Below are 25,557 nucleotides of genomic sequence, written 5' to 3'. Positions count from 1 at the left end.
GGGGAAGACTGTTCACCGGCCCGGGCTCCCTGTGCGCGAGACGACAGGCTCGGTCAGCCGCGCCGCGACCGGTAGCGCAGGCCCAGGGCCATCAGGAGCAGCCAGGCCCCGGCCAGGTGTCCGCCGCCCGTGGCCCCGCAGCCGTAGCTCCCGCCGCCTTCTCCGCCGAAGGCCCGCACCTGCCCGCGCAGCCCGACGGTGACGTCCGTCGCGTTGTCCCCCTGCAGCCGGAGCTGGAGCTCGCCCGTGCTGTCTCCCGCCGCGCTGGGGTGGAACGTCACGCGCAGCCGCGTGGTGCCCCCGGGCGGCAGCTCCTTGCCCGGCTCGAGCGCTTCCACCGTGAAGAGCTCGGGGTGCGTGACCTCCGGGATGAGCACCCGCGTGCCCGTGCGGGACTGGTTGGTGAGGGTGATCTCCCTGGGCTCGATCGTCTGGCCCAGGTCCACCCAGCCGAAGTCCACCTCCATCGGATCCACGAGCAGCACGCTGGAGACCATCTCGCCCTTGAGCGCGACGCGGGCGGCCGGAGGCTGCTCCGCGCTGGTGCTCGTGCTCGTGGCCAGCTCCAGCACCAGCACCGCCGACGACAGGGTGACGCGCCGGGCCGCGTAGGTGAGCAGCAGCTCGCACGTCTCGCCCATGCGGATTTCAATCTCCTGCGTCGTGCCCACCGTCCGGCACGTCCCACCGCCATCCGCCGCGGCGGTGAAGTCCTCCTTCTGGGCGCCGTCCACCCAGACGCGCTTGACGAAGATGGACCGGTCGAGCTGGTTGTGCAGCGGGAAGCGCACGGGCGGCTTCGGCTCGGACAGGCGCTGGGTGCCGAAGTCCACCTCCCACGCGAAGTCCTTGAAGCCGGAGAACAGTCCCGTGGCCACGCCCTTGAGCTTGAGCTCGAGCTTCTTTCCGGTGCGCGTGTAGAGGTGGGCCGTGGCCGTGCGCGTGCCCGCCGCGCCAATCCGGGGCTTGAAGGCCAGCTTCAGCTCCACGCCGCCCCGGCCCGGGACCTTGAGCGGGGTGGAGGCGGTCACGTTCACCACGGAGAAGTCGAGCGCGTCCGCCTCCGAGAAGGTGACCGAGGTGATGGAGTCCTCGGCCTCCGCCGTGTTGGTCACGCCCACGCCCTTCTCCACGAGCGTGGTGGGCAGCTTGTTCATGTCACAGGTGCCGAACTCCACGGTCTCGGTGGGGACGGACACCCCATCCACGCCGACGAGCAAGGCCACGGTCTTGGTGAAGCCGTCGGCCGACTCCTCGTTGGTGGAGAGGCTGAGCGAGCCCGACATCTTCTCGCTCGTGGGCGTCACCTGCACCTGGAGCAGTTGCGCTTCGTTGGGCAGCAGCGTGATGCCCGCGAAGTCGGGGAGCGTCCGCTCGATGCAGTCCCCACTCAGGGTCAATTTGACGCAGAAGTGGCTGCTGAGCTGGAGGCTGCGGATGACGAGCGGCGCGGTGCCCTCGTTCTTCACCTGGAGATTGCGGATCATGGCCTGGTAGCCCGTTCCTCCCGGGTTGAGCGCCACCTTGTCGAAGAGCAGGACCGAGTCCACGACCAGCTTGGGCTTGGAGCCCGCGCCCTCGACGGTGACCGACGTGAGGGGGAAGAGGGAGTCATTGCTCGGAAAGACGAGCGTCTCCGAGACCTTGGGCAAGGCATCCGGGTGGAACTCGATCACGAAGTCGTAATACTTGTACTGGGTGGCATCCTTGTCCTTGATGTCGATGACCACGGGCCAGTCCCCCGCGGGCGCGCGGACCCGGAAGTGGGGGCTGGGATTGACCTTGTTGATCCTCAGGGGCGAGGAGCCCACGTTGGACACCCGCAGCCTGCCCAGGCCCGTCTGTCCCAGGGGCGTGTTCTCCACCACGAGCGTCGTGGGCTCGAAGAGCGCCTTGGCGGCGGCGCCTCGGCCAGACAGCCGGATGGTCGTCTTGCCCGCCGTGACGTTGCTGCTCGTCGCGTTGGACGCGATGACGAGATCCGCGGTGACGGCATCCAGCCGGTTGGGCGCGAAGGTGATGGAGATGACTTCCGTGCCATCCGGCGGCACTTCCCGAGGCCAGTTGATCTGCCCCAGCAGGAAGGCGCTGCCCGTGAGTCCCTCGAGGCTGTTGAGCCGCAAGGGAGACTTGCCCTTGTTGGTGAGGGTGAGGCTCAAGCTCTTGGCCTGATTGAGCTCCACATCGCCGAAGGACAGGATCGACTCCACGTCCAGCAGCGCGGTCGCGCCCACACCGCTGAGCGGAACGAACCGCGTGACGGGCACCCCGGTCAGGGTTCCCTTGTACTCGATGCGCAGGGAGTCCGTGGACGTCCTGTCCACGATGGTGGGGCGGAAGATGACCTCGATGTCGAGGAACTCGCCCGGGCCCGCCTTCTGGCCCGTGTAGGAGCCGCCCAGGGAAAACTCCACGGTCTTGTCCTTGATGGTGATGCTGACGATCTCGAGCGTCTCGGGGGCGAGCCGGTCGTTGCTGATGCGCAGCTTGCGGGAGGTGGGCTCGTTGATGCGCTGGGCCCTGTAGTCGAGGTCCCCCGAGACCGTGGCGGAGGGGCCGGAGGCCGTTCCACTCAGTTTGATCTGCGGAGAGGGCAAGAGCGTGCCGGGCGTCCCCACGTAGAACTGGAGGCTCTCCTCCTTCAAGCCGAGGCTCGTGGGCGCGAAGACGACTTCGAACGTGACGGTGGCGTTGGGCGCCACGGTGCGCGGCGGGTTGAGCCCCTGGACCTTGTAGTTCTCCATCGTGGAGGTGCGCGCCAGGGTGAGCTCCGCGTCGCCCGTGTTCTTCAACGTCACGCTCCGCGGCGTCTCGGTCCCCAGGGCCTGGGGTCCGAAGTCCACGTTCAGTCCCACGGGGTCGATGACGGTCAACACGGGCGCGAGCGCCGTGCCCACGAGCCGCACCGGCGCGACGGCCTCGGTGGCGTCGCTGGTGAGCCGCAGCGTGGTCTCCCACGGCTGGCGGCTGACCGGGTCGAAGTAGAGGGTGATGCTCTTCGCGTCGTTGGCGGGGATGTCCACGGGCAGGTCCCCGGCCTTGACGGAGTAGGGGCCGAGCGTGCCGGCGGCCACGGTGTACACCCGGACGGGCAGGGCGGTGGGGTTGCGCAGCACGAGCCCCTGGGCTTGGGGCGTGCTGCCCACCACCTGGTCGGTGAACGACACCGTCGTGGTGGAGGGCTCGACGCGCGTGCGCACCACCTCGCCCTGCAAGGGCAGGGTGGCCTGCCGCGACGTGTTGGCCTGCGAATCACGTCCCGTCACGTTGAGCTGCCCGAGCAGGAGCCCCGAGGCGGCGGTGGTGGCGGGCTTCAGCGTGACGGTCATCTGCTGCTTGCCGCCGGGCCCGAGGGTGAAGGTGCCCTTGGGCTCGAAGTCGAAGGCGGTGGACGCACCCGTCGCGGCCACCGCGGCGGTGACATCCAACGACACGAGGCCGGGGTTCTCGATGCTGACCGTCTGCTGGGTCACCTCCCCTGGACGCTGCTTGGGGAACGTGAGCGCGTGGGGCGTGAGCTGGAGCAGGGGGGCTTGCACGCCCGTGCCCGTGAAGCGGGTGGTGGTGGCCAGGGCCGTGCCGTCGCGGATGAGCTGGAGCGTGGCCTGCTTGTCTCCGAAGGACGTGGGGTTGAAGCGCACCGACAGGACACGCTGCGCCGACGGCGCCAGGATGAAGCCACCGCTCGGGCTCACGATGAACTGGGCCGTGCTGTCGGTGCTTTGGAGCGAGAGCGAGTCGACGACGAGGGGCGCCGCGCCCTGGTTGCTGACGGTCACGGTCTGGGTCGCGCTGGTCGTGCCCACCTCCTGGTTGCCGAAGGCGAGCAGCGCGGGCGTCATCGCCGGGACGGCGCCGGCCGCCCTGCCGCTCAAGGTGAGCCGCGGCGTCGTGAGGGGCGTGCTGGACGCGCCCACGTAGAACTGGAGCGTCTCGCCCTTGCTTCCCGCGCTCGTGGGGGCGAAGACCACCTCGAAGGTGACGGTGTCGTTGGGCACCAGGGTGCGCGGCGGGTTGAGCCCCTCCACCTTGAAGTCCGTCAGCGTGGAGTGCCGGGTCAGGACCAGGTCCGCGTCGCCCGTGTTCTTCACCGTGACGTTCTGGCGGGTCTCGCTGCCCGGCGCATGGAGGCCGAAGTCCAGGCTCGAGGACACGGGGTCGGTGACGGTCAGCACCGGCGCGAGCGCCCTGCCGGTGAGCCGCACCGGCGCGATGGCCTCGGTGGCGTCACTGGTGAGCTGCAGCGTGGTCTCCCACTGCTGGCGGCTGGCCGGGTCGAAGAAGAGGGTGATGCTCTTCGTGTCGTGGGCGGGGATGTCCACGGGCAGGTCCCCGGCCTTGATGGCGTAGGGCCCGAGCGTGCCGGCGGCCACGGCGTGCACCCGGACGGGCAGGGCGGTGGGGTTGCGCAGCACGAGTCCCTGGGCCTGGGGCGTGCCGCCCACCACCTGGTCGGTGAACGACACCGTCGTGGTGGAGGGCTCGACGCGCGTGCGCACCACCTCGCCCTGCAGCGGCACGAAGCCCTGCCGGGTCGAGGAGGACGCGAGGTCGCGGCTGGTCAAGGTGAGCTGGCCGTTGAGCACGCCCGAGGAGGCACTGCTCGCGGGCGCCAGGGTGACGGTCACCTGCTGGGTGGCATGGGGCGCGAGGGTGAAGGTGCTCTTGGGCTCGAAGTCGAAGGCCGCGGGGGTGGAGGCGCTCAGCGTGGCGGTGACCTGGAGGGACACGGAGCCGGGGTTCTCGACCGTGACCGTCTGCTGCGCCACCACGCCCGGGCGCTGCTTGGGGAACGTGAGCGCCTGCGGCGTGAGCTGGAGCAGGGGGGGCAACACGGCCTTGCCCGTGAGCCGGGTGGAGGGGGTCAGGGTCGTGCCGTTGCTGACGAGCTGGAGCAGGGCCTGCTTGTCACCGGCGGTGGTGGGGTTGAAGCGCACGGACAGGGCGCGCTGCTCCGACGGCGCCAGGACGAAGCCGCCGCTCGGGCTCACGGTGAACTGGGCCGTGGTGTCGGTGCTCTGGAGGGAGAGCGAATCGACGGTGAGCGCCGCCGCGCCCTGGTTGCTGACGGTCACGGTCTGGGGCGTGCTGACCGAGCCGACCTCCTGGTCGGCGAAGGCGAGCAGGGCGGGGCTCATCGCGGGGGTGGCGCCGACCGCTCTTCCCCGGAGGGTGAGCCGCGGAGACGGGAGGGGCGTGCTGGACGCGCCCAGGTAGAACTGGAGCTCCTCCATCTTGTTCCCGACGCTGGTGGGGGTGAAGAGGACGTCGAACGTGACGGTCTCGTTGGGCACCAGGGTGCGCGGCGGGTTGAGGCCCTGGAGCCGGAAGTCCGCCAGGATCGAGGTCCGGGTCAGGACGAGGTCCGCATCACCCGTGTTCTTCAGGGCCACGCTCCGGCGGGTCGTGCTGCCCGGCGCCTGGAGGTCGAAGTCCAGCTCCAGCGACACGGGGTCGGTGATGGACACCACCGGCGCGAGCGCCTTGCCGGTGAGCCGCACCGGCGCGATGGCCTCGGTGGCGTCACTGGTGAGGCGCAGGGTGGCCTCCCACTGCTGGCGGCTGGTCGGGTCGAAAGAGACGGTGATGCCTCGGGAGTCGTTGGCGGGGATGTCCACGGGCAGGTCGCCGCTCTTGATGGCGTAGGGCCCGAGCGTGCCGGGAACCACGGCGTACACCCGGACGGGCAGCGCCGTGGGGTTGGTCAGGACGAGCTCCTGGGCCTGGGGCGTGCTGCCCACCACCTGGTCGGCGAACGACAGGAGCGGGGTGGAGAGCTCGACGCGGGTGCGCACCACCTCGCCCCGCAGCGGCACGGGAATCTGCCGGGACATGGGGGAGGTGGAGTCACGGCTGGTCACGGTGAGCTGGCCGAGCAGCGGTCCCGAGGCGGCGCCGCTGGCGGGGGCCAGGGTGACCGTCACCTGCTGGGTGGCATGGGGCGCGAGGGTGAAGGTGCTCTTGGGCTCGAAGTCGAAGCCCGCGGGGGTGGAGGCATCCAGGGCGGCGGTGACCTGGACGGACACGGAGCCGGGATTCTCGAGGGTCAGGGTCTGCTGCCCCACCTGGCCCGGGCGCTGCTTCGCGAACACGAGCGACTGCGGCGTGAGCTGGAGCAGGGGCGCCTGCACGCCCCTGCCCGTGAGGCGGGTGCTGGCGGCCAGGGCCGTGCCGTTGTGGATGAGTTGGAGCGTGGCCTGCTTGTCGCCGGCGGTGGAGGGGTTGAACTTCACCAACACGTCGCGCTGGTGCCCGGGCTCCAGCACGAAGCCGGTCGTGGGGATCACGGTGAACTGCGAGCCGGAGTCCGACGGCCCCTGGATGGCGAGGGTGTCGACGATGAGCGGGGCAGCGCCCGAGTTGGTGATGCTCACACCCTGGGCGGCGCTGATCGTGCCCACCTCCTGGTCGACGAAGGCGACCAGGGCGGGGCTCATCGCGGGAGTGGCGCCGGAGCCCTTGCCGCGCAGTGGGAGCTGCGGCGAGGCGAGCGGGGTGCTGGACCCGCCCAGATGGAACTGGAGGCTCTCCGTCTTGTCCCCGAGGCTGGTGGGGGCGAAGACGACCTGGAACGTGACGGTGTCATTGGGCGCCACGGTGCGCGGCAGGCTGAGCCCCTGGAGCCGGAAGTCCGCCAGGAGCGAGGTCCGGGTCAGGACGAGGTCCGCGTCGCCCGTGTTCTTCAGGGTCACGCTCCGGGGGGTCTCGCTGCCCGGTGCCCGGGGACCGAAGTCCAGGAGCTGGGACACGGGGTCGGTGATGCTCAACACGGGGGCCAGGGCCTTGCCACTGAGCGCCACGGGCGCGATGGGCTCGGTGGCGTCGCTGGTGAGGCGCAGGGTGGCATCCCACTGCTGACGGCTGGTCGGATCGAAGGACAGGGTGAGGCCGTGGGCCCCATGGGCGGGGATGTCCACGGGCAGGTCGCCGCTCTGGAGGGCGAAGGGCCCGAGCGTGCCGGGAACCACGGCGTACACCTTGATGGGCAGGTCCGTGGGGTTTTGCAGGACCAGCCCCCGTATCTGGGGCGTGGCACCCACGACCTGGTCGGCGAACGACACCGTCGCGGTGGAGAGCACGATGCGGGTGCGCACCACCTCGCCTTGCAGGGGCAGGGGCGTCTCACGCGTGCTGGACGTCACGGTGTCACGGCTGGTGAAGGCGAGCTGGCCGAGCACGGGCCCCGAGACGGCGGTGCTGGCGGGGGCCAGGGTGACGGTCACCTGCTGGGTGGCATGGGGCGCGAGGGTGAAGGTGCCCTTGGGCTCGAAATCGAAGCCCGCGGGCGTGGAGGGCGCGAGCGCGGCGGAGAACTGGAGGGACACGGAGCCGGGGTTCTCGACGGTGACCGTCTGTTGCGTCACCGCTCCCGGGCGCTGCTTCGGGAACACGAGCGACTGGGGCGTGAGCTGGAGCAGGGGCGCCTGCACGGCCTTGCCGCTGAGCTGCGTCGTGGGCGTCAGCGCCGCGCCGCCCTGGATGAGCTGGAGCGTGGCCAGCTTGTCACCGGCGGTGGTGGGGTTGAACCGCACCGACAGGCTGCGCTGGTGTCCCGGCTGAAGGACGAACCCGCTCTGGGGGCTCACGATGAACTGCGAGGCGGAATCCGATGCGCCCTGGAGCGAGACGGAGTCGACGGTGAGCTGGGCCGCGCCCTCGTTGGTGAGGGTCACGGTCTGGGTGGCGCTGAGCGTGCCCACGTCCTGGTCGGCGAAGGAGAGCTGGGTGGGGTTGAGCGTGGGCGCCGCTCCGGCCGCGCGAAAGCCCGAGAGCGGAAGCTGGAGCGCCGGCGAGCACGGATCGTCGCTGGTGATGAGCAGCGTGTCCGTGAAGAACGCGGCGCTGGAGGCCGCGGGCGGGGCGAAGGTCACCACCAGGCTCGCGCTCTCCCCAGGCTCCAGCGCGGTCTTCGAAAGCGAGGCGGTGAACGCGGGGCTGGCGGAGCTGAGGGCGAGCGAGGTCAGCCGCTCCGTGCCCCGGTTCGTCAGCGTCACCGTGCGACGGAACGAGGTGTCCGCGACTCCGCCATCGCCCGTGCCGGCGTCCGCCGGGGTGCCCGCGTCGTCCGTGCCGGCGTCATCCGTGCCGGCATCCGCCGGGGTGCCCGCGTCATCCGTGCCCGCGTCGTCGGCCGAGAACAGGAGCGCCGAACGAGGACCAGATTGCGTGCCGGGGGACCCGCTCAGGACGAGCGAGGTCGGGTTCAGTTCGAGATGCGGACCGGTGCCCGTGCCCGACAAGGCGATCCGGAGGGTGGACCTCACGGAGTCGTCGCTGAAGATCTGGAGCTGGCCGTTGAAGGAAGCGGGGGCCCGGGGATTGAACTTCACCCGGAAGCTCATCCGCTTCTGGGCCCCCAGGCTGAAGGGCAGGGTCCGCGCCGTGCCGTCTTCATCCCGGATGTCCGTCACGGCGAACGGGTCGGAGGTCTCGGTGAAGAGGAGGGTGCGCGCGTCCGTGGCGTCATCGTTGAACACCGTGAGCGTCAGCTCGGTGCCCGTGCCGCACACCCGCTGGGTGGGAAAGCTCAAGCTGGGCACATCGGGCGCGATGAGCGGGGCCGGGCCCGTGCCGAGCTTCACCTCGAGGGCGGCCTCGTGAACCGCGAAAGAGGCCTCATTCCCCGAAGAGGAGGGGGGGCCGCAGGCCGCGAGCAGGCACGACGCCAGCACGAACAGGGAAGGAATGCGTTTCACCGGGACCTCGGAGCGACAGGGGGGGCGCAGGGGCGGATGTCAGGAAGCGGCGGGCGCGGGGGGGGCGGGAGGCGCTGGGGCCGCGGGGGGGGCGGCCTTGGCGTCGGACGGCGCGGTCGTCGGGGGGGGCGGTCCCGTGTGGATGCGGCCCTCGCTCAACTCGACATCGAGCGAGGGGGGCAGCGGCATGCCGACGAAGGACTGCCAGGTGCCGTCTGGCGCCGTGAAGAGGAACGACACGGCGAGGTCCGAGTCCCCGGGGACCTTCACCTCGAGCCGGCGCACCGTGCCCGGGTAGATGATCTCCGAGTGGAGGAGGTTGGGGTCGGCCTGGACGAGGCGGACCGAGACCTCGGCGTAGGACTCGGCGGCGTACTGCTTCGCGTCCACCTTGCGCACGAGCATGTACAGGGGGCGCCCCTGGTTGGTGCCAGGGGGGGCCTTGATGCGCAACTGGATCGTGGACGGCTGGCAGGCGGCGGCCAGCACCAGCGCGAGGGCGCTCAATAGCAGGCGCGAGGGCTTCACTGTGGGACCTCCCGGAACGGCGTCCAGGGCTCGCCCTTGAGGCCGAAGCGGACCTCCAGGGTGTGTTGGGTGTTGCCGCTGCGCCCGAGCAGGCTCCACAGGCGCTGCTGATCCTTGGTGGCCACGGAGGCCTCGAGCAGGCGGAAGCAGCTCCAGGCCGAGCGCGTCTTCTCCAGCGAGCCGTACTGCACGGCATGCTGCTCGGGCGAGCGCACCTCCAGCACCAGCGCGGCGGTCTGCTGGTCCCACCACTCCAGCGGGAAGCCCTGCCAGGCGGGGCTCTGGTTGTAGGCGAAGGCCGAGGTCTTGCCGCACTTGAGCGAGCCCAGGGTGACGAAGCTGCCGGGCGTGGGCGCGGGCGGCAGGGGCAGGGGCATGACCTGGAGCATGAGCGGGCGCGGGCGGCCCTCGGCGTCCCAGAGCACGCGCGACAGCCGCGAGAGCCGCGAGAGCGTGGGCAGCAGGTTGTCGGGCAGCACGAGCTGGTCACGCAGCGCTCCGCGCACCACCCACTCCGTGCCTCGCTCCTCGCACACGGGGCTGAGCACCCGGTCCACGAAGGACCAGAGCACGCCGTCCTGCCGGCGGAGGATTTCCAGATCCCCCGGCTCCACTTCCTGGGTGGACTGGGCGTTGAAGGGGTAGTTGTCCAGCAGGGGCCGCAGCATGCGGGTCCAGGTGGTGTCCCACTGCTGGCGCAGGGTCTGCTCGACCTCCTGCTGACCCAGATCCCGCACGGTGAGGAAGGGCTGACGGAAGGGCTGGCGCAGCTCGCCGATGATGCCCTGCGCGTCCAGCCAGGCATCCACCTTGCGCAGGTAGGAGCCCTCCTCCTCGAGCATCATCGAGAAGGCGATCCGGCCCAGCGGGGTGAGCATCTCCGTGAGCCGCGCGGCCCCGCCCCCGGGCTTGCCGGGCGGAGCGGGCTCGGCGGCGGCGGGCGGAGCGCGGGAACCGCCGCGGGCCACGAGCTCGTCGGACATCTGCGCCACCAGGGCCCGGTAGGGGTTGAGCAGGGCGTAGTTGCCGCTCTCGTCCGGCTTCATCACCTGAACGATGGGCTTGAAGGGCGCCACGGTGTTGCGCAGCGACTCGTAGTAGGGCCCCTCGAGCGGATCCAGGTGGGCGCCCTTGGCCACGTCGCGCAACATGTCCACCAGCTCCGAGGAGGGCTGGGTGAGGCGGGACAGCTCCTCGGAGAGCCGGCTGGGAGTGAGCGCGTTGAAGCGGTAGGTGTTCGCGCGCTGGAAGAGGCGCTGGCGGTAGCGCAGCGAGAACTGATCCACCTGCCGGCGCACCTGCTCCTGGCGCTGGGAGGCCTCCTCCACGGGCAGCTCGGCGTTCTTGAGCCGCTGGGTGAACTCGTCCACCAGGGGCCGGATGCGGGTGTCGAAGGAGAGCCGCTCCTCGGCGAGGGTGGATGCGCCGAAGCCCGGCTCCTCGCTCCGGGCGGTGCCGAAGGGCAGGCGGCCCGTGCGCGCGTAGTGGCGCAGGATGGCCTGGTGCATGTCGCGCGCGCTGTTGCGCGGGGAGAACTCGAGCGCGCCGAGCGTCACCGTCACCTGGAAGGGGCCCTTGGTGGCGGCGCCCGGCTGCCACACCCCGTCGCGCACGAGCAGCTCCGCCACGCTCATCTTCTGCGCGGCCTTGAGGCCCGCGTACATCTCCTCCTCCATGTGCAGCAGCGCGGTGAGCACCTCGCGGTTCTTGTTCATCCACTCCACCGCCTGGAGCGTGGTGGACACGCCCTTGAAGCGGCTCATGTCCACGCGGGCCTCGGAGGCCTTGAGCAGGTCGAGCGCGCGCGGCAGGCTGGCGAAGATGGCGCTGTCGTCCAGCCAGGCCTGCAGCCGCAGCCGCTCCTCCTGCATCGTCTCCAGCTCCGCGTTGAGCCGGTCCGCCGGCCACGGCTCGCCGGACTGGTCCGTGAGGAACTGCTGCAGGTGCTTGAGGTGGGCCTGCCACGGCGCCAGCTGCCCGTCGAAGGTGAAGGGCTCCGGGAAGGGCCAGTGGGCCCAGGTGGCCTCCGCCGTCGCCTGCCAGGGCTTGTCGCTGATGACCGCGTAGTCCCCGACGAGGGACTCCGCCAGGGAGACGGCGGTGAGCCACGAGCGCTTGGACTCGAGCGGCTCGGCCTCGGCCGCGGCCCCGGCGGGCTGCCCCTGGCCCACGAAGCTCCACGAGCGCCGGTTGCGCAGGCTGGAGAGGACGAACTGGCCGAGCGGCTCCTCGCGCGAGGCGTGCAGGGCGGCCAGCATGAAGACGACCTGCTCGGGGCGGCACGCGTGGGGCTGCTGGTGGCAGCGCTCCAGGGCGGGGCGCAGGTGGGCCTCCCGGATGCCGCGCGTGAGCCGGTGGCGCAGCTTGTCGCGCGCCTCGGTGAAGCTGTAGGGCAGCACGGGCCAGTAGCTCCGGGCCCGCGCCATCTCCTCCATGGCCTGGCCGGCGGCGAGCACCTGATCCTGCACCACGCTGCCGGACACCTCCTGGCCCTGGGCGCGCATGCGCTGCACGGTGTCCTCGAAGCGTCCCACCTTCTCCTGGGCCTGGGTGAGCCGCCAGGAGAAGTGGGCGTAGGTGCCGAGCATGGGCAGGGCGCACACCGCGGTCAGGAGCGCGCAGCGCTGCAGGTGCGTGCGCAGGTAGCGCTGGCGCAGCCGCTGGGCATCGTGCGCCTCGCTGGCGACCGAGAGCACCCCGGCCGCGCGCGACGTGAGCGAGGACAGGTACACCCGCGACAGCCGGGGGGCGAAGGCGAGCGAGCCCCCCTCCAGCAGCGCGGTGACGAAGCGCGCCAGGGCCTCGAAGGGCGCGTGGCCCTGGGAGTAGAAGCGCTCCAGGCGCTCGAAGGCCTCCACCGGCAGCGACGTCAGCCCCAGGGCGAGGTACTTCTCCTGCGCCTGCAGCAGCGACGCCAGCCGTCCCTCCTCCCCGCGTGGGGGCAGCTCGAAGGACAGCGGCACCCGGTGATCCTGCAGCAGCCGCGCGAAGTCCTCGAAGCCCTCCACCGTGTCCAGGTGGGTCAGGCACAGGCGCGTCTCCACCGGCGCGCGGCGCACCTCGGCCAGGAGGTTGAGCTTGCCGCGCAAGAGCTGCGCGGTGCGCCGGACCTCGTCGGGCGGGGTGTCCGACAGCCACCGCATGTCCAGCACGACGACGGCCAGCGCGGACTGCCCCTGGCCGAAGGCGTCCTTCCACAGCCGCCGCAGGGCCCGGCGCGCCTGCGGGGTGTCGTCCTCGAGCAGGGGCGCCGACACCTCCTGCACCACCGTGTCCGGCCCCAGGTAGATCTGCAGGAGCGAGTCGCTCGTGTGGCTGGGCAGGAAGTGGTGGGCCTGGCGCTGCCAGTCCGCGTCCAGGCCGACGAGCTTGGACTTGCCGCCGCCGGCGGGCCCGAGCACCACCGCGCCAGGCATGTCCTTCACGGCCACGCGGTGGCGCAGCGGCAGGGCCGCGAGGAAGCGCTGGCGGATGCGCCGCAGCCGGTTGCCCGGCATGGGCGGGGGCGCGCCCGAGGCGGTGGCGCCCGCCTGCCGCCGCGCGCGCAGCCACAGCACCAGCGGCACCAGGATGGCGAGCAGCGCCAGCCCCAGGACGACCCACTTCTTGTACGGCCCCGGAATGAGCGCCGCGAGCTTGCGGAGAGTCTCCATTACACGCCCCTCCCGGAGGCGTCAGGGAGGCGGCGCGCGCGGGCGGCGCGCTGCAGCGCCTCGAGGTTGTCCTCCAGGAAGTCCATGAGCCCCGCGACCCGGGCGCGGTATTCCTCCTGCTGTGCGGGCGGCGGATGCCGACCGCCGGCGGCGGGGTAGAGCGCGCCGAGGCACTCGCGCAGCTCGGCCAGGGCCGGCTCCACGCCCTCGCGCAGCGGGCCCAGCTCGCGGTCGATGTGCCGCTCCAGGGCGGACAGCAGGCTCGCGGTCGGCTCCGAGAGGCCCGGGGCCGGTGGAGGCACGGGCCCTGTGGTGAGGGGCGCCTGATTCGGGGGGATCGGGGCGCGCTCGCTCCGGGTCATCACGGGGGCTTCCTTCATGGAAGTACGGCTCAGTTGGACGTCCACCACAGCAGCACCTGCAGGCCCAACAGGCCGAGGCCGGTGACGGCGTAGTAGCGGGCGGGGAAGGCGTAGAGCAGCGGCCGCTCGCGGGGGGCCTCCGGGGCCGAGGCGGCCACGGGCTCCGGGGTGGCGATGCGGGCCGCCAGCCGCTGCTTGTACTCGCGCAGCTTGGCGGTGTTGCCGGGGTAGCGGCCGGTGAAGCCCGCGGTGAGGCAGAAGTGCAACAGCTCGAAGAGCAGCGGCGGGGTGCCCGGCTGGTGCAGCCGCTGGTCCGCCAGCTCGAAGAAGAGGTCACCGCCTCCCTCCTGGCCCAGCATCCGGTACTGCAACAGCGGCCACTCGGTCTGCTCGCTCTCGGCGAGCCGCCGCAGCACCAGCTCGTCCACCAGGTAGATGAAGGGCATGAGCGCGTCCTCCACCTCCTCGGAGCGGTAGTGCGCGCCCAGCTCGGCGCGCAGGTTCTCCACGACCCCGAGCAGCTGGGCCTGCAGCTGGTGGAGCGCCGCGGAGCCCACGAGGAGCTGGGGGGCCTCCGCGCTCCCGGTCGGCTCGGCGGGAAGCCACTGGTCCAGCAGGCCCCGCGCCTGCCGGTACACCTTGAAGACGATCTGCCAGTGTTCGAGTTTCATGCGCTCCCTAACCCAGGCTGACCGGGGTGCCGCTCACGGTGGTCATGGTGCCCTTGAGCTTCGCCTGGCCCGTGGACTCGAGCGCCAGCTCGGCCTTGGCGCTCACCTTGACGGTGGCCGCCTCCAGCGCCGCCTCGGCCGTGCCCTTCATGGCGAGGCTCTTGGCCTTGAGCTCCAGCGCGCCCGAGGGGGCGGAGAGCTGGACGTTCATGCCCTCGAGCGTGAAGTCCTTGGCGGCCTTCACCTCCATCGTGTCGTCGGAGGAGAACGAGGCGCCCTTCTTGGCCTGCTGCGTGAGCTTCTCGCCGCTGGTGAGCGTCATGTCCTTCTTGCTCTCCAGCTGGAGCACCTGCTCGCTCTTCCACGCCGAGTCCTTCTTGGACTCGAGGGTGATGGTGTCGGCCTTCACGCTGAACGCCTTGCAGCTCATGGTGATGCTGTCCGCCTTCTGCACGATGGTGCTGGTGTCCGAGTCGCTCTTCACCTCGAGGGTGATGGCCTGACCGTCGAAGGTGATCGTCTGGGAGAGCTTCCCGTCGGGATCCTCGACCTTCAGCGTCAGGCCCTTCTCGTGGTCCATCTCGAGGGTGCAGGTGAGCTTGCCCATGACGTCTGACTCCTCGCCTCAAGGGGCCCGCGCGGTGTCAGACGCGCCGCCAGAATAGGAAGACCTGCGCCCCGGCGAACGCGGGCGTGTCGGAGAAGGAGAGGCCGTCCTCGCGCAGCGCGGCGTGCCACTCCTCGCCCTCGCACGTGAGCTGGTACCAGTCGATGTCCGCGTCGAAGGAGTGGGGAAAGGACGGGTAGGCGACGTGCCGGTAGGAGATGCCCTTGAGCGCCTGGCGCCGCACCACCGACAGGCGCAGCGGGCTGGCCAGGCGGATGCCCTCCATGCCCCGGGGCTTGTCCCGCTCGTGGCGGCGCACCAGGAGGTAGAAGTCGTTGGGCGCGGGCTTGTCCTGAGGCAGCGGCGTGAGCACGAAGCGCCCGTCCCGGAACTCGAAGGGCCGGTAGGAGCGCTGGCTCGTCTGGGGACGGAAGCTGCGCTCGAGCAGCTCCATCCACCGCAGCAGCCCGGGGCCCGGCTCCTCGTGGAGATACGGCGGCAGCTCCTCCTCGGGCTCCGCCTCCAGGTAGCAGCACGTCTCGAAGTACAGCCCGCGCAGCGCCTCGAAGAGGCGGTAGGTGGACGGGTAGATGCCATGGCGCATGTCCACGCGCAGCGCCTGGAGCTGGCGCACCGCGCACAGGGCCCGCCGCGCGTTGGACAGCCGGTCCCCGCGCACGTAGCCGTCCCGGATGGAGGTGCGCATCTGGCCGTGGGCCTGCTCCAAGAGCCCGTCGAGCTGGACGAACAGCGGGGCGAGGAAGGGGTGCGGGCCCACCTGCAACAGGGGCGGCAGCAGCTCCCGCGCGAGCTTCCACCGCCCGTGCTCGTCCCGCGCGAGCCCCGCGAGCATGAGCGAGCTCACCATGCCGTCCACCGTGGGCTCCGCCGAGAGCTCCAGCACGTTCAGGGCCCGCTCCAGGTCGGGCGGATCCTCCGCGTACAAGGGCAGCCCCTCGGCGCCGCGCGTCTCGCGCAACAGGTGCAGGTACACGGTGAGCTGCGAGCGGCCCGTCTCCTCCAGGGAGAAGGGCGCCACGGTGGCGTTGCCGGGCACGTCCACCAGATGGCCTCCGGGCAGCACCGCGCTCAACGACGAGAGCGCCAGCGTCCCCTCGGCGAGCAGCACCGGGTTGAACTCCAGCGCGCTGATGCCGAGCAGGGGCAGTCCCGAGAGGCGGGCATAGCGCTGGGCCTCGCCCTGAAGGGCGCTCTCCTGCGCGCGGAAGTGATCGGGCAGCAGTGTCTGCCCCACCTGCCAACGGACGCGGGCGAGCTTGTGTGGCTCCATGGCTCTCTCAATGCCTTTCAGGATGCACCCCGGGCCGGGGGCCGCCAGTGCGCCCGCCGCTCCGTCCTGGTGCGTGAAACCGCGAGGGATTCCGCCAATCCAAGAAGAATGAATCGTCAAGAAAGGTACAGACCGTCCCTGGTGGCGTCAAGGGGCGGAAAAGTTGCTTGATTTGTCTGGTGGGTTGTTTGTTTTTGTATGACTGACTTTGAAGGTAGTCGCGGGTCGTCCGAGGGGCGGCCTGGGCTGATTTATCGAGTGGGTTGCCCGTCTGTGTATGACTGACTCTGAAAGTAGAGACTGGGTCCGGACAGACCATTGAGACGCTGTCTGGTGGGCGCGCGGACGCCGGAAGGCGAAGACAAGAATTAGACAGGGGGTGTCTTGCATCCGACGAAAATTTTAGGTTATCAGTGAAGACCGAGATGTGGCGGCCCGCCGCATCCGCGTAATGCCATTCATTGGGGCGCCCATGGCCATCAACGACGACATTCCCAAGTCACGCATCACCCTTACCTATCGCACCACCGTCAACGGAGAGCGGACGGAGAAGGCGCTGCCCCTTCGGCTGTTGATGATGGGGGACTTCTCCAGCGGCACCTCCACGGATCAGCGCAAGGACCTGGACCAGCGGCAGATCCGCAACCTGGACGGCAAGAACCTGGACCAGGTGATGCGCGACATGGACATGACGCTCCAGTTCAAGGTGCGGAACCGGATCGACCCGGGCACCGCCGAGCAGCTGGACGTGACCCTGCCCATCGCGTCGATGAAGTCCTTCACGCCCGCGGAGCTCGCCAAGAACATGCCCAAGGTGCGCGCGCTGCTGCTGCTGCGCAAGCTCCTGCTCGAGATGCAGGGCAACCTGGACAACCGCAAGGAGTTCCGGCGCATGGTGCGCGAGCTGGCGCAGAACCCGGAGGCCGTCGCCGCGCTGCGCAACGATCTCCAGGACTTCAACGGCCTCGCCCTCCCCAAGCCCCAGCTCCCCGCGGGTGATGCTCCCCCGGCGTCGCCCTCCCAGCCGGCGGCGGAGTGAGCCCCCGGGGCTCCTCCTCGCTTTGAAAGGTACTCCTCCATGACGAACACGACGAAGACGGTCTCCGCCCCCAACGCCGAGCCGATGGACGTGAATTCCCTGGGCCTGCCGCAGTTCCTCTCCAGCGTCCGTTTGAGCACGGACCTGCCGCAGCGCCGGCCCATGGTGACGAGCAACTTCCAGTCGGTGACGGAGGACGTCAGCGCGGAAGAACGCTTCCTCTCCGGCCTGGCGGCCATGGTCTACAACATGGATCCGGAGGTGGGCCGCTTCGACAAGCAGACCATCCAGGAGCTCGTCGGCACCATCGATCAGCTGGTGGATGCGCAGCTCAACGAAGTGCTGCACGCCCCGGCCTTCCAGAAGATGGAGGCCAACTGGACGTCGCTGGCGGACCTCATCCAGCACACCAACTTCAAGGCCGGCGTGCAGCTGAGCCTGCTGGACGTCACCAAGGACGAGGCCTACGCGGACCTGGAGCTCAACGCCGCGGACGTCGCCGGCTCCGAGTTCTTCAAGAAGCTCTACGTGTCCGAGTACGACCAGTACGGCGGCGCGCCCTACGGGGGCGTGGTGGGCCTGTACGAGTTCGCCAACACGCCGCAGGATCTGCTGTGGCTGCGCACCATGGGGAAGATCTGCACGGCGAGCCACGCGCCGTTCCTGTCCGCCGTGTCGCCCAGCTTCTTCGGCTGCGGCAGCATGCGCGAGGTGTCCCAGCTGCGCGACCTGAGCAGCCTGCTCGACTCGCCCAAGTACGCCGCCTGGAACGCGCTGCGGGAAACGGAGCAGGCCGCCTACATCGGCCTCACGCTGCCGCGCTACATCGTGCGCCAGCCGTACAACCAGGAGACGAACCCCGCCCACGGCATCCTCTTCACCGAGAAGATCCGCGGGGACGACGACGGCGAGTACCTCTGGGGCAACGCGGCCATGCTCTTCGCGCGCAACCTCGTGCGCTCGTTCGAAACCAGCGGCTGGTGCCAGCACATCCGCGGCCCCAAGGGCGGCGGGCGCGTGGATGACCTGCCGGTGCATGTCTTCAACCTGCGCGGCGAGGAGGAGCTGAAGCTGCCGGTGGAGATCGCCATCCCGGACTTCCGCGAGTTCGAGCTGGCCCGCGCCGGCCTCATCCCGCTCATCCAGAAGAAGGGCTCCGCGGATGCCGTCTTCTTCAGCGCCCAGTCCCTGAAGAAGTCCCACGCCTTCAAGGATCCCAAGGACTCGGAGAACTCCCAGCTCGTCACCAACCTCTCCTACACCTTCTCCATCAGCCGCATCGCGCACTACCTCAAGTGCATCATGCGCGACAACATTGGCAGCACCGCCAATGCCCAGACGGTGCACGCGCAGATCGACCGGTGGATCTCCGGCTACATGACGTCGCTGGTGAACCCGGATGACTTGACGCTGCGCTACTACCCCTTCAAGGCCTACAACCTGGCGGTCAACGCGGTGCCGGGCAAGGTGGGCTGGTACCACTGCAACCTGTCCATCCTCCCGCACATCCAGTTCGAGGGCATGGACGTGGACCTGCGCGTGGATGCGCGGCTCGGCTGAGTCGATTGAGTGACCCCCGCCCCATTCCGGGGCTCAACCGCAGTGGAGGATGACCATGTCTGTATCGATTAATTGTTCGTGGATTGACGGGTTCGTGATGGACCCGACCCGCAAGCAGCCCGTGGGCTATCTGCTGGCCTTCGAGGGTCTGAACATGGGCGAGTTCCTGAAGCCCGACCTCAGCCTGTTCTCGCCCTTCAACACCGGGTCGGCGCCGTCGTACGCCGAGGCCAAGCTGGACACGGAGAAGCAGCTCATCTCCTGCGTGGGCATCATCTCCAACATCACGCTGCCCACGGGCGTGGGTGACCCCATCGAGATCGACGCCTACATCTCCGCGGCCAACGCCAACCAGATCCGCGGCAAGCTGGAGAAGTCCCTGACCACCACCACCGTGACCAAGCTCGCGTGGTGGGTCTGCGGCTTCGACGAGAACAACAAGGGCTGGTACGAGATCTCCCACCCCCTGGATCCGGCGACGGTGAGTGGACAGCTCAATGCCCGTGGGGGCGGCGAGTACCACATCAACGTGCAGGATGCCGTGAAGATCGGCGGGGGCATCGACATCGCGGTCCATCCCTTCAGCTTCCAGGTGATCCCGGCGGCCGACGCCACCTTCAACTTCCACCGGGCGACCTCGATGAACGAGAAGTCCGTGATCCGCTGGGGCCTGAAGATCGGCAGCGCCGCCTAGTCGTCTCGTGCTGTCGCGCTGTCCTGGCCTGGTCGGCTGTCCCCGCTCACGGGACAGCCGGTCGGGCCGTCTGTCTAGGTGCTCGAGCCCCACTGCTTGACCAGACGGAGCGTGGTGCCGTTGGCGAACTCCAGCATGCAGGTCTTCTTGCTGGCGGGCACCACCTGGAACTCGAAGCCATACAGATTGATGTCGATCTCCTTCGAGACGCGCACGGCGTGGCTGGCGATGAAGATCTGCATCTTCCCACCCTCGCTGTCGATGCTGGCCTCGGCCGTCTTGGCGCTCTTGAGATAGGCCGACTTGAACCACTTCTGGTCGTTCTCGTCGAAGCCGATGATGTACCAGGCCAGCTTCAGCTTGGGATTGGGCAGGGCATCGGCGAGCTTGGTGCGCAGCTCCGCCGCCGTTCCCGCGCTCACATAGGCCTTGATGCGGATGGGATCCGTGGGGCCTCCCGTGTAGCGGAACGTGGAGATGAGGCCCACGCATTTGATCGAGCCCTCGGAACCCGAGCCCCCGAGGGGATTGGGCACCTCGATGTCTTGCTTGAGCGCGAGGCCCCCACACCCGCTCCAGTCGAGCAGGTAGCCCAGCGTGTTCTTGAATCCCGGGCGGACGTCGATGCCGGACTGCCAGCTGCAACGAAAGTTCAGGTGATTGCTGTCCATGTCCATGTCCTGGTCCTCGTCCGCCCGCCGGGCGGCCTCCCGAGTCGTATTCATGAGGTGTGCGATGCTTGAAGTTGGCTGGTGTTGATGCTAATCGTTAGCACGAACATTCCTCGAAAGCGATGCCATCCGCCAGCGGATGCCGCCAGGGAACAACGAACCCCATGAGAGACCTGAGCCGGTGCGTCCGCGCGTTCGAGAGCGATTGCGAGCGCCTCGAGGCGCATGATCCTCGCTTCCAGCGAATCGTCGAGCTGGCGCAGGCAGGCCAATACACAGAGGTGGCGGATGGCGTGGAGGAGCTCCTCGCCGAGAACCTCTTCGAGGTGCGCCTGCTGAGCTACCACCTCTTCGCTGTGTTTCATGAGGAGGGCCTGGCGCGGCTGCCCGACGTCCTGGAGACGCTGGTCGAGCTCATCCGGCGCAACTGGGCGGAGCTGGCGCCGGGCGACAAGCGGATGGCGCTGCTCAACAAGGGCGTGACGTGGTTCTTCCAGACCCTGCACGACACCCTGAGCTACCACCAGACCCAGAAGGACGCGCGGTGGCAGGCGTGGTGGAAGGTGTCGACCGAGGCGGGCGCCTCCCGGGCCGCGCAGGCGGTGCGCACGCTGATGGAGCTGCTGTCCGCGGGCGCCTACCGCTCGGGCTCCGAGGCGCTCGCGAAGCTGTTGCCGTGGCTCGGGGAGCTGCGGGCGCAGATCCTCGCGAACCTGCCGCAGGATCCGCCGCCGGCGCCCGCGGAGAAGAAGGCCGAGGCCGCGCCCCCGCCGCCCCCGCAGGAGACCTCGCCCTTCCTGAAGCTGGGGCAGCCCGTGCAACTGGTGGGCTCGGCCCATCTGGTGGAGCTGTGCAACAAGCTCAAGGCCTTCGAGCTGCTCATCGAGCGGGGGGAGTACCAGCGGGCCGCGCTGGTGAGCGACGACATCCTCTCCACGCTGGAGGGCTTCGATCCGCGGCGCTTCTTCCCCGACCTGTTCTCCTCCTTCGGCGCGCTGCTCAACAAGCACGTGCGGCACATCCAGGAGCACTGGGAGACCAAGGACTCGACGCAGTGGAAGACGCTGGCGCAGTTCTACCAGGTGGACCTGGAGCGGTTCGTCCGCTCGGAGTGAGGGCGCGAGCACCATGACCGCGATGCCGTTGGAGCTCACGCCCACCGAGGCGCGGATCGTCGCCCGGGCGAGGGAGTTCGACCTGGGGCCGCTGCTGCGGCTGCTGGATGCGGAGGGCTACCCGTCCGAGAGCATCCTCTTCGAGAGCAACCCCGAGTCGGTCTCCGCCGCGTCGCTGGTGGAGGCGGTGACCTTCCATGCCGTGCCCCACCGGCGCGTGGTGGTGACGCTCAACCTGGGCCTCCTGGGCGCCAACGCGCTCGTGCCCAGCTACTTCCTGGAAGTGGCCGAGCAGAGCCACAACCCGGATGCCTTCTTCGACTTCATCCGCTTCTTCGACCACCGACTGCTCGAGGAGTTCGTGCGGGCGCTGCACCCCGAGCGGGACAGCGCGCGGTTCGGCGACTGGGAGCGCACCAAGGGGTTCTACTTCCGCATGACGGGCGTGGGCTCGGTGGCCACGCTCCAGTGGCTCTTCCAGCTCTACTTCCCGGAGCTGCGCGCCTGGGTCACCCCGCAGGCCTTCCGGCACACCACCAGCGGGCATGGCCTGCGCACCGGGCTCGCGCCCCTGGACGGCTCGGCGGCGTTGGGCAACACGTACACCACGGAGGCGGCGGGCTTCCGGGTGGAGCTGCACGCCGACAGCGAATCGGACGCGCGCGGGGAGGACTGGCCCTGGGTGGTGGAGCGCCGTCTGGCGGCGCACCTCTGGCCGCTGCTCTCGCCCCTGCGGCTGCGCCTGGAGGTGGGCCTGTCGGTGGCGGCCCACGCGCAGTGGGCGCGGCTCACCCAGCGCACCTTCCTCGGGTACGAGCGCCTCCAGGGCGAGACGCGGCCGGGACACCGGCTGGTCATCTTCCACGGGGACACGGGGGACAGCCTCCCGGCGCGGGCGCGGGCGTCCGCCGAGGGCCGGGGCATGACGATGGGCGGGGCGCCCGGCGGCGCGAAGAGGCGCTCGGCATGAGCTTCCTGTACCGCAAGTTCCTCCGCCGCCAGGACTCGCTCCTGGAGGACGTGCTGCGCAACCTGGGCCATCTCCTGCGGGCCAAGCGGGGCGCGGCCTCGTTCCTGCCCGACTTCGGCTTGAGCGAGACGGGCTTCCGCACGGCGGAGGAGATGCTGCGTCAGCTGGGCACGGAGATCCGCGAGAACATCCTGCGCTACGAGCCGCGCGTCGAGCTGACGGAGATCGAGGAGGACTATGACGGGCCGGGGGGCCACCCGCGCCTGGTGGTGCACTGCCGGCTGCGCGGCTCCGCCGAGCCCCTGTGTCTCGTGCTCGACCCCCATGCCCGCGAGCTGTCCGTGCGGCCGTCGGCTCCATCGGAGGACATGCCATGAGCTTCGTCGACCGGGTGAAGATCGGGCTGGTGTTGAAGCTGGGCTCGGAGGAAGTGACCATTCCCGCCGGGAACATCAAGCGCGTGTCCGTGGCGGCCCACGGCCATGGCTTCTCCGCGACGGTGGAGTGGTGGATGGTGTCCCAGCAGGACGCCAGCGAGGACAAGCTCTTCGCGCACTTCATCAAGCAGGAGCCGGCGGAGGTGTCGTTGACGCTGGCCCGGGCCCACGCCGCCGAGGGGATCACCGCCGAGCCCCTGGTGTTGCCGGGTCGGGTGACGGGGCGCCGGGTGCGCGAGCGCGCCTTCAAGGACGTCAAGGACGGGCCCGTGCTGCACCGCCGCTACCAGGTGCGGTTCGCCGACGCGGTCACGGTGCTCTGGGGACAGCACTTTCCCTCGGGCATCTGGGTGGAGCAGAGCCTCCAGGAGGTCTTCAAGGCCCAGGCGCCTCCGGGCGTGAAGCTCGCCTTCCAGTGGGAGGGGACCGAGGCCAAGCAGCCCCTGCATGCCCTGGGCTTGGGGGCCGAGGGCAACACGGCCAGCTTCCTGGACTTCGTGCACTGGCTGCAGGCGCGGGAGAACGCGGGCCTCTTCTTCTCGCCCGCCACTGGAGAGTACGCGCTGCGGGACAAGAAGCCCGAGGGAGGCAAGCCCGTGCCGCTGCCGCGCCGGGACGTGGCGACGGTGGAGGTGGTGCTGCCCGAGCCGGGACGCGCCCAGGTATCGGTGCTCAACAGCTACGTGGAGGCGGGCACCCGCAAGAAGGAATTGGAGAACGCCGTGAAGGTGGAGGGCGTGAAGCACGAGTACCTGCTCACCTCTCCCTTGGAAGGCGACCTCACCCAGCGGGCCACGGTGGAGGGCAAGCGGCACCATCCCGCCGAGCCCGAGCTGCGCGTGCGCTTCAAGCGCTACCCCAGCATGACCCTCGCCCTCAACGGGCTCTATGAGTTCGCTGCGGGCTGGAGCACGAAGCTCTACACCCAGGGCAAGCAATACCGGCTGTATGGCCTGTTCATCGAGGCGCGGGCGAAGTCGGCGGATGCCGCCACCGACCTCGGAGACGCGGACAATGTCTACGAGCTGGACGTGAAGGCGTCCCTGGAGCTCGCCTCGGACGCCACGTTCCGGCGGCCCGCCTTCCGTGCGCCGCGGTGGCCCTTCCTCGCCGAGGGGCTGGTGGTGAGCGAGGTGGGCGAGGACGCGGAGCGCACCTACCAGGCCAAGCAGGACGACAAGACGTCCCTGGAGTACTACCGGGTGAAGCTGCCCCTCTGGGAGGAGAAGGAGGTGCTCATGCCCTACGAGCCCCACCAGCAGCCCGGGCACTTCTACTTCCCCGCGGACAAGGGCACGCGCGTGCTCCTGGCGTTCGACTTCCGCGCGGTCCGCCTGGAGCGATTCCTCGCCTGGCGCCCGGGCGCGAAGCTGCCCAAGGAGTCGCAGGGCAATCACCTGCTGCTGGGCAAGAAGCCGGAGAGCGAGACGTCCATCCAGCACGTCTACCAGGACGCCAAGCCCCTGATGCGCATCCAGCGCACCTCGGACAAGGACACCCAGCTCATCGAGGTGGCCGAGGGACGACTCAAGATGTTGGTGACCCAGAAGAAGTAGCGGTGCCGCCGGAGAGACCCGGGAGCCACACGGATGCGGATGGACGAGACGCTGTACCAGTCGTTCCTGGAAGAGCTCCAGGCGCTGGAGAAGTTCCGGATGGGCTACTCCGCGCTGTACCCGGCGGCGCCCCTGGAGCACGAAGACCCGGACGTGCGGCGCCTCACCGAGGCGCTCGCGCTGTTCAGCACCCGGACCCGGCTGGCCGGACAGCGGGTGCTCGCGCGCGGCACGATGCGCCTGTTCCAGCAGCACTTCTCCTACTTGCTCAACCCCGTGCCGGCCATGGCCATGCTGCGCGCCACCCCGGACGCGCGCTTCGTGGATGCCACGGAGCTGGCGCGCGGCACGTCCCTGCTGCTCAACCCCGGCGCGGCGGGCGCTCCCACCGGGCCGCTCTCCTTTCGCACCGAGTCCACGCTGCGGCTGCTGCCCATCCGCCTCACCCAGACGCGGGTGGAGCGGCGGGGGGCGGACGCGAGCCGGCTGCGGTTGACCTTCGAGAGTGGCTTTCCCCGTAACGACGCGCCCGGCGTCCTGCGGCTCTACATCAACCACCTCAATGACTTCCGGGCCTCGCTCGCGGTCTTCCACCACCTCAAGTACGCCCTGCGCGCGACGAGTGTGCTCTTCGACGAGAAGGGGGCCGAGGTGGTGGTGGCGCCCACGGATGAGCGGGACAAGCCGGTGCGCTTCGGCGCGCCCCGCCTTCCGCCGGGCGAGGCCGCGCCCTTCGACCATCCCCTGCAGCGCGTGCGCTCCTTCATCCACTTCCCCGAGCAGGAGCTTTTCCTGGAGGTGCGGATCCCGACGCCGCCGCGCAACTGGACGGGCTTCACCGTGTGCCTCGACCTGGGGGGGCGCTGGCCCGCGGAGCTGATGCTCACGCCGGACACCTTCCTGTTGAACGCCGTGGCCGTGACCAACCTCCAGCAGGCCATGTCCAACCCCATCGAGCACGATGGGACCAAGGAGCGCCATGCGCTCCAGCATCCGGAGTTCGAGCGGGGCTTTCGGCTGCACTCCGTGCTCGGCGTCTACCAGATGGAGGCCAAGGGCATGCTGCCCCTGCGCCCCGGGGTCATCTCCGGCGGGCCGGGCAGCTACGAGCTCGAGCACGAAGGCCAGGCCCGGGCGCGCAAGACGTGGCTGTCCGTGGAGCTGCCGGGGGCCTTCTCCCGCGCGGCGCGCGTGGCCGTGGAGGCGAGCTGGCACCAGCCCTTGCCCGCCCAGTTCGACGCCAGCGGCTACCGCGCTGTCCTGGCGGACCGGTCCATCGAGGGCATGCAGTGGGCGATGCTGGGCGCGGTCGTGCCCGGGGTGGACAACCCGGTGGAGCACCACCAGCAGGCGCTGCTGCAATTGCTCTCGCTGCGCTCCCAGCGCTTCCTCGGGCTGGAGGACCTGGTCTTCCTGCTGGAGACCCTGGGCGTGCGCCAGCAGCGCTACTTCCGCGACCTGCTGCCGCGCCTGTCCTCCGTGAAGGTGCAGTCCAAGCCATTCACCCGGAGCGCCGCGGGCTTCAAATACATCTACCAGCTCACCTTCTCCGACCTGGCGCCCACCCTGCTGCCCACCGTGGACCTGTTCTCGGAGCGGCTGCTGGACCTGCTCGGCGCCTGGAGCACCGAGGACGTGGTGGAGCTCGAGGTGAAGCTCCCGCATCTGGAGAAACCCCTGCATTACGCCCGCCCGTGGAGCGCCTGA

16 protein-coding genes are annotated in these 25,557 nt (G+C 69.8%); 8 read left to right on the top strand and 8 right to left on the bottom strand.

The window, feature by feature from the left end:
• Window positions 1–53: 53 nt before the first annotated feature.
• From I3V78_RS34910 to tssK, 7 genes are read right to left on the bottom strand one after another with little or no spacing between them, the layout of a single operon-like run.
• The gene (locus I3V78_RS34910; RefSeq protein ID WP_204494663.1) at window positions 54–8,696 is read right to left on the bottom strand and encodes a choice-of-anchor D domain-containing protein; all 8,643 of its coding nucleotides are present in this window, start codon (window positions 8,694–8,696) and stop codon (window positions 54–56) included.
• Between the two features lie 39 nt (window positions 8,697–8,735).
• Window positions 8,736–9,224: a hypothetical protein gene (locus I3V78_RS34905; protein WP_338023822.1), complete on the bottom strand. Its 489-nt coding sequence runs from the start codon at window positions 9,222–9,224 to the stop codon at window positions 8,736–8,738.
• On the bottom strand, window positions 9,221–12,877 hold the full coding sequence (locus tag I3V78_RS34900) for a type VI secretion IcmF C-terminal domain-containing protein (RefSeq protein ID WP_204494660.1): 3,657 nt from the start codon (window positions 12,875–12,877) through the stop codon (window positions 9,221–9,223). Before I3V78_RS34900 ends, I3V78_RS34905 begins: the two co-directional genes overlap by 4 nt.
• A complete protein-coding gene (locus I3V78_RS34895; RefSeq protein WP_204494658.1) occupies window positions 12,877–13,257 on the bottom strand; it encodes a hypothetical protein in 381 nt (126 codons plus the stop codon). The genes I3V78_RS34900 and I3V78_RS34895 overlap by 1 nt, the downstream gene beginning before the upstream one ends.
• Window positions 13,258–13,268: 11 nt before the next feature.
• Window positions 13,269–13,910, bottom strand: a complete 642-nt coding sequence (locus I3V78_RS34890; protein WP_204494656.1) for a DotU family type IV/VI secretion system protein — start codon at window positions 13,908–13,910, stop codon at window positions 13,269–13,271.
• A 7-nt stretch (window positions 13,911–13,917) separates the two neighbouring features.
• Window positions 13,918–14,517 (bottom strand): DUF2345 domain-containing protein, encoded by a 600-nt coding sequence (locus tag I3V78_RS34885; RefSeq protein ID WP_204494654.1) that lies wholly within the window; start codon window positions 14,515–14,517, stop codon window positions 13,918–13,920.
• Between the two features lie 37 nt (window positions 14,518–14,554).
• On the bottom strand, window positions 14,555–15,808 hold the full coding sequence (tssK, locus tag I3V78_RS34880; RefSeq protein WP_204494652.1) for a type VI secretion system baseplate subunit TssK: 1,254 nt from the start codon (window positions 15,806–15,808) through the stop codon (window positions 14,555–14,557).
• 472 nt (window positions 15,809–16,280) lie between these two features.
• Between tssK and tssB the strand changes: the two genes are divergently transcribed.
• The 3 genes from tssB (at window position 16,281) to I3V78_RS34865 (ending at window position 19,101) form a co-directional block, all read left to right on the top strand.
• On the top strand, window positions 16,281–16,847 hold the full coding sequence (gene tssB / locus I3V78_RS34875; protein WP_204494650.1) for a type VI secretion system contractile sheath small subunit: 567 nt from the start codon (window positions 16,281–16,283) through the stop codon (window positions 16,845–16,847).
• Between the two features lie 39 nt (window positions 16,848–16,886).
• Window positions 16,887–18,407 carry a type VI secretion system contractile sheath large subunit gene (tssC, locus tag I3V78_RS34870; RefSeq protein WP_204494648.1) on the top strand — a complete coding sequence of 507 codons (1,521 nt, stop codon included), beginning with the start codon at window positions 16,887–16,889 and terminating at the stop codon, window positions 18,405–18,407.
• Between the two features lie 94 nt (window positions 18,408–18,501).
• Window positions 18,502–19,101: a hypothetical protein gene (locus I3V78_RS34865; protein ID WP_204494646.1), complete on the top strand. Its 600-nt coding sequence runs from the start codon at window positions 18,502–18,504 to the stop codon at window positions 19,099–19,101.
• 74 nt (window positions 19,102–19,175) lie between these two features.
• Here I3V78_RS34865 and I3V78_RS34860 read toward each other — a convergent pair whose 3' ends face one another.
• Complete coding sequence (locus tag I3V78_RS34860; protein ID WP_204494644.1) at window positions 19,176–19,826, bottom strand: hypothetical protein; 651 nt, start codon at window positions 19,824–19,826, stop codon at window positions 19,176–19,178.
• Between the two features lie 110 nt (window positions 19,827–19,936).
• Here I3V78_RS34860 and I3V78_RS34855 point away from each other — a divergent pair, with 110 nt between their 5' ends.
• Genes I3V78_RS34855 through I3V78_RS34835 form a run of 5 tightly spaced genes read left to right on the top strand, consistent with a single transcriptional unit; the run spans window position 19,937 to window position 25,557 of the window.
• Window positions 19,937–20,887, top strand: coding sequence for a type VI secretion system protein IglI family protein (locus I3V78_RS34855; RefSeq protein ID WP_204494642.1), 951 nt, complete (start codon window positions 19,937–19,939; stop codon window positions 20,885–20,887).
• 13 nt (window positions 20,888–20,900) lie between these two features.
• On the top strand, window positions 20,901–21,857 hold the full coding sequence (locus tag I3V78_RS34850; protein ID WP_204494640.1) for a type VI secretion system baseplate subunit TssG: 957 nt from the start codon (window positions 20,901–20,903) through the stop codon (window positions 21,855–21,857).
• Window positions 21,854–22,234, top strand: a complete 381-nt coding sequence (locus I3V78_RS34845; protein WP_204494638.1) for a GPW/gp25 family protein — start codon at window positions 21,854–21,856, stop codon at window positions 22,232–22,234. The genes I3V78_RS34850 and I3V78_RS34845 overlap by 4 nt, the downstream gene beginning before the upstream one ends.
• Complete coding sequence (locus tag I3V78_RS34840; RefSeq protein WP_204494636.1) at window positions 22,231–23,850, top strand: hypothetical protein; 1,620 nt, start codon at window positions 22,231–22,233, stop codon at window positions 23,848–23,850. The genes I3V78_RS34845 and I3V78_RS34840 overlap by 4 nt, the downstream gene beginning before the upstream one ends.
• A gap of 39 nt (window positions 23,851–23,889) precedes the next feature.
• Window positions 23,890–25,557, top strand: a complete 1,668-nt coding sequence (locus I3V78_RS34835) for a type VI secretion system baseplate subunit TssF (protein ID WP_204494634.1) — start codon at window positions 23,890–23,892, stop codon at window positions 25,555–25,557.

This window comes from Archangium primigenium (genome assembly GCF_016904885.1).
GTDB classification, from domain to species: Bacteria; Myxococcota; Myxococcia; order Myxococcales; family Myxococcaceae; genus Cystobacter; species Cystobacter primigenius.
Note: the sequence above shows the minus strand (reverse complement) of the source record. Positions and strands in the feature narration are given on the sequence as shown.

Coding starts and splice junctions, on each gene's coding strand:
- tssC (WP_204494648.1), top strand. CDS start 16,887: ATGACGAACACGACGAAGACGGTCTCCGCCCCCAACGCCGAGCCGATG.
- I3V78_RS34895 (WP_204494658.1), bottom strand. CDS start 13,257: ATGAAGGAAGCCCCCGTGATGACCCGGAGCGAGCGCGCCCCGATCCCC.
- I3V78_RS34890 (WP_204494656.1), bottom strand. CDS start 13,910: ATGAAACTCGAACACTGGCAGATCGTCTTCAAGGTGTACCGGCAGGCG.
- I3V78_RS34900 (WP_204494660.1), bottom strand. CDS start 12,877: ATGGAGACTCTCCGCAAGCTCGCGGCGCTCATTCCGGGGCCGTACAAG.
- tssK (WP_204494652.1), bottom strand. CDS start 15,808: ATGGAGCCACACAAGCTCGCCCGCGTCCGTTGGCAGGTGGGGCAGACA.
- I3V78_RS34885 (WP_204494654.1), bottom strand. CDS start 14,517: ATGGGCAAGCTCACCTGCACCCTCGAGATGGACCACGAGAAGGGCCTG.
- I3V78_RS34835 (WP_204494634.1), top strand. CDS start 23,890: ATGGACGAGACGCTGTACCAGTCGTTCCTGGAAGAGCTCCAGGCGCTG.
- I3V78_RS34850 (WP_204494640.1), top strand. CDS start 20,901: ATGACCGCGATGCCGTTGGAGCTCACGCCCACCGAGGCGCGGATCGTC.
- I3V78_RS34855 (WP_204494642.1), top strand. CDS start 19,937: ATGAGAGACCTGAGCCGGTGCGTCCGCGCGTTCGAGAGCGATTGCGAG.
- I3V78_RS34840 (WP_204494636.1), top strand. CDS start 22,231: ATGAGCTTCGTCGACCGGGTGAAGATCGGGCTGGTGTTGAAGCTGGGC.
- I3V78_RS34845 (WP_204494638.1), top strand. CDS start 21,854: ATGAGCTTCCTGTACCGCAAGTTCCTCCGCCGCCAGGACTCGCTCCTG.
- I3V78_RS34860 (WP_204494644.1), bottom strand. CDS start 19,826: ATGAATACGACTCGGGAGGCCGCCCGGCGGGCGGACGAGGACCAGGAC.
- tssB (WP_204494650.1), top strand. CDS start 16,281: ATGGCCATCAACGACGACATTCCCAAGTCACGCATCACCCTTACCTAT.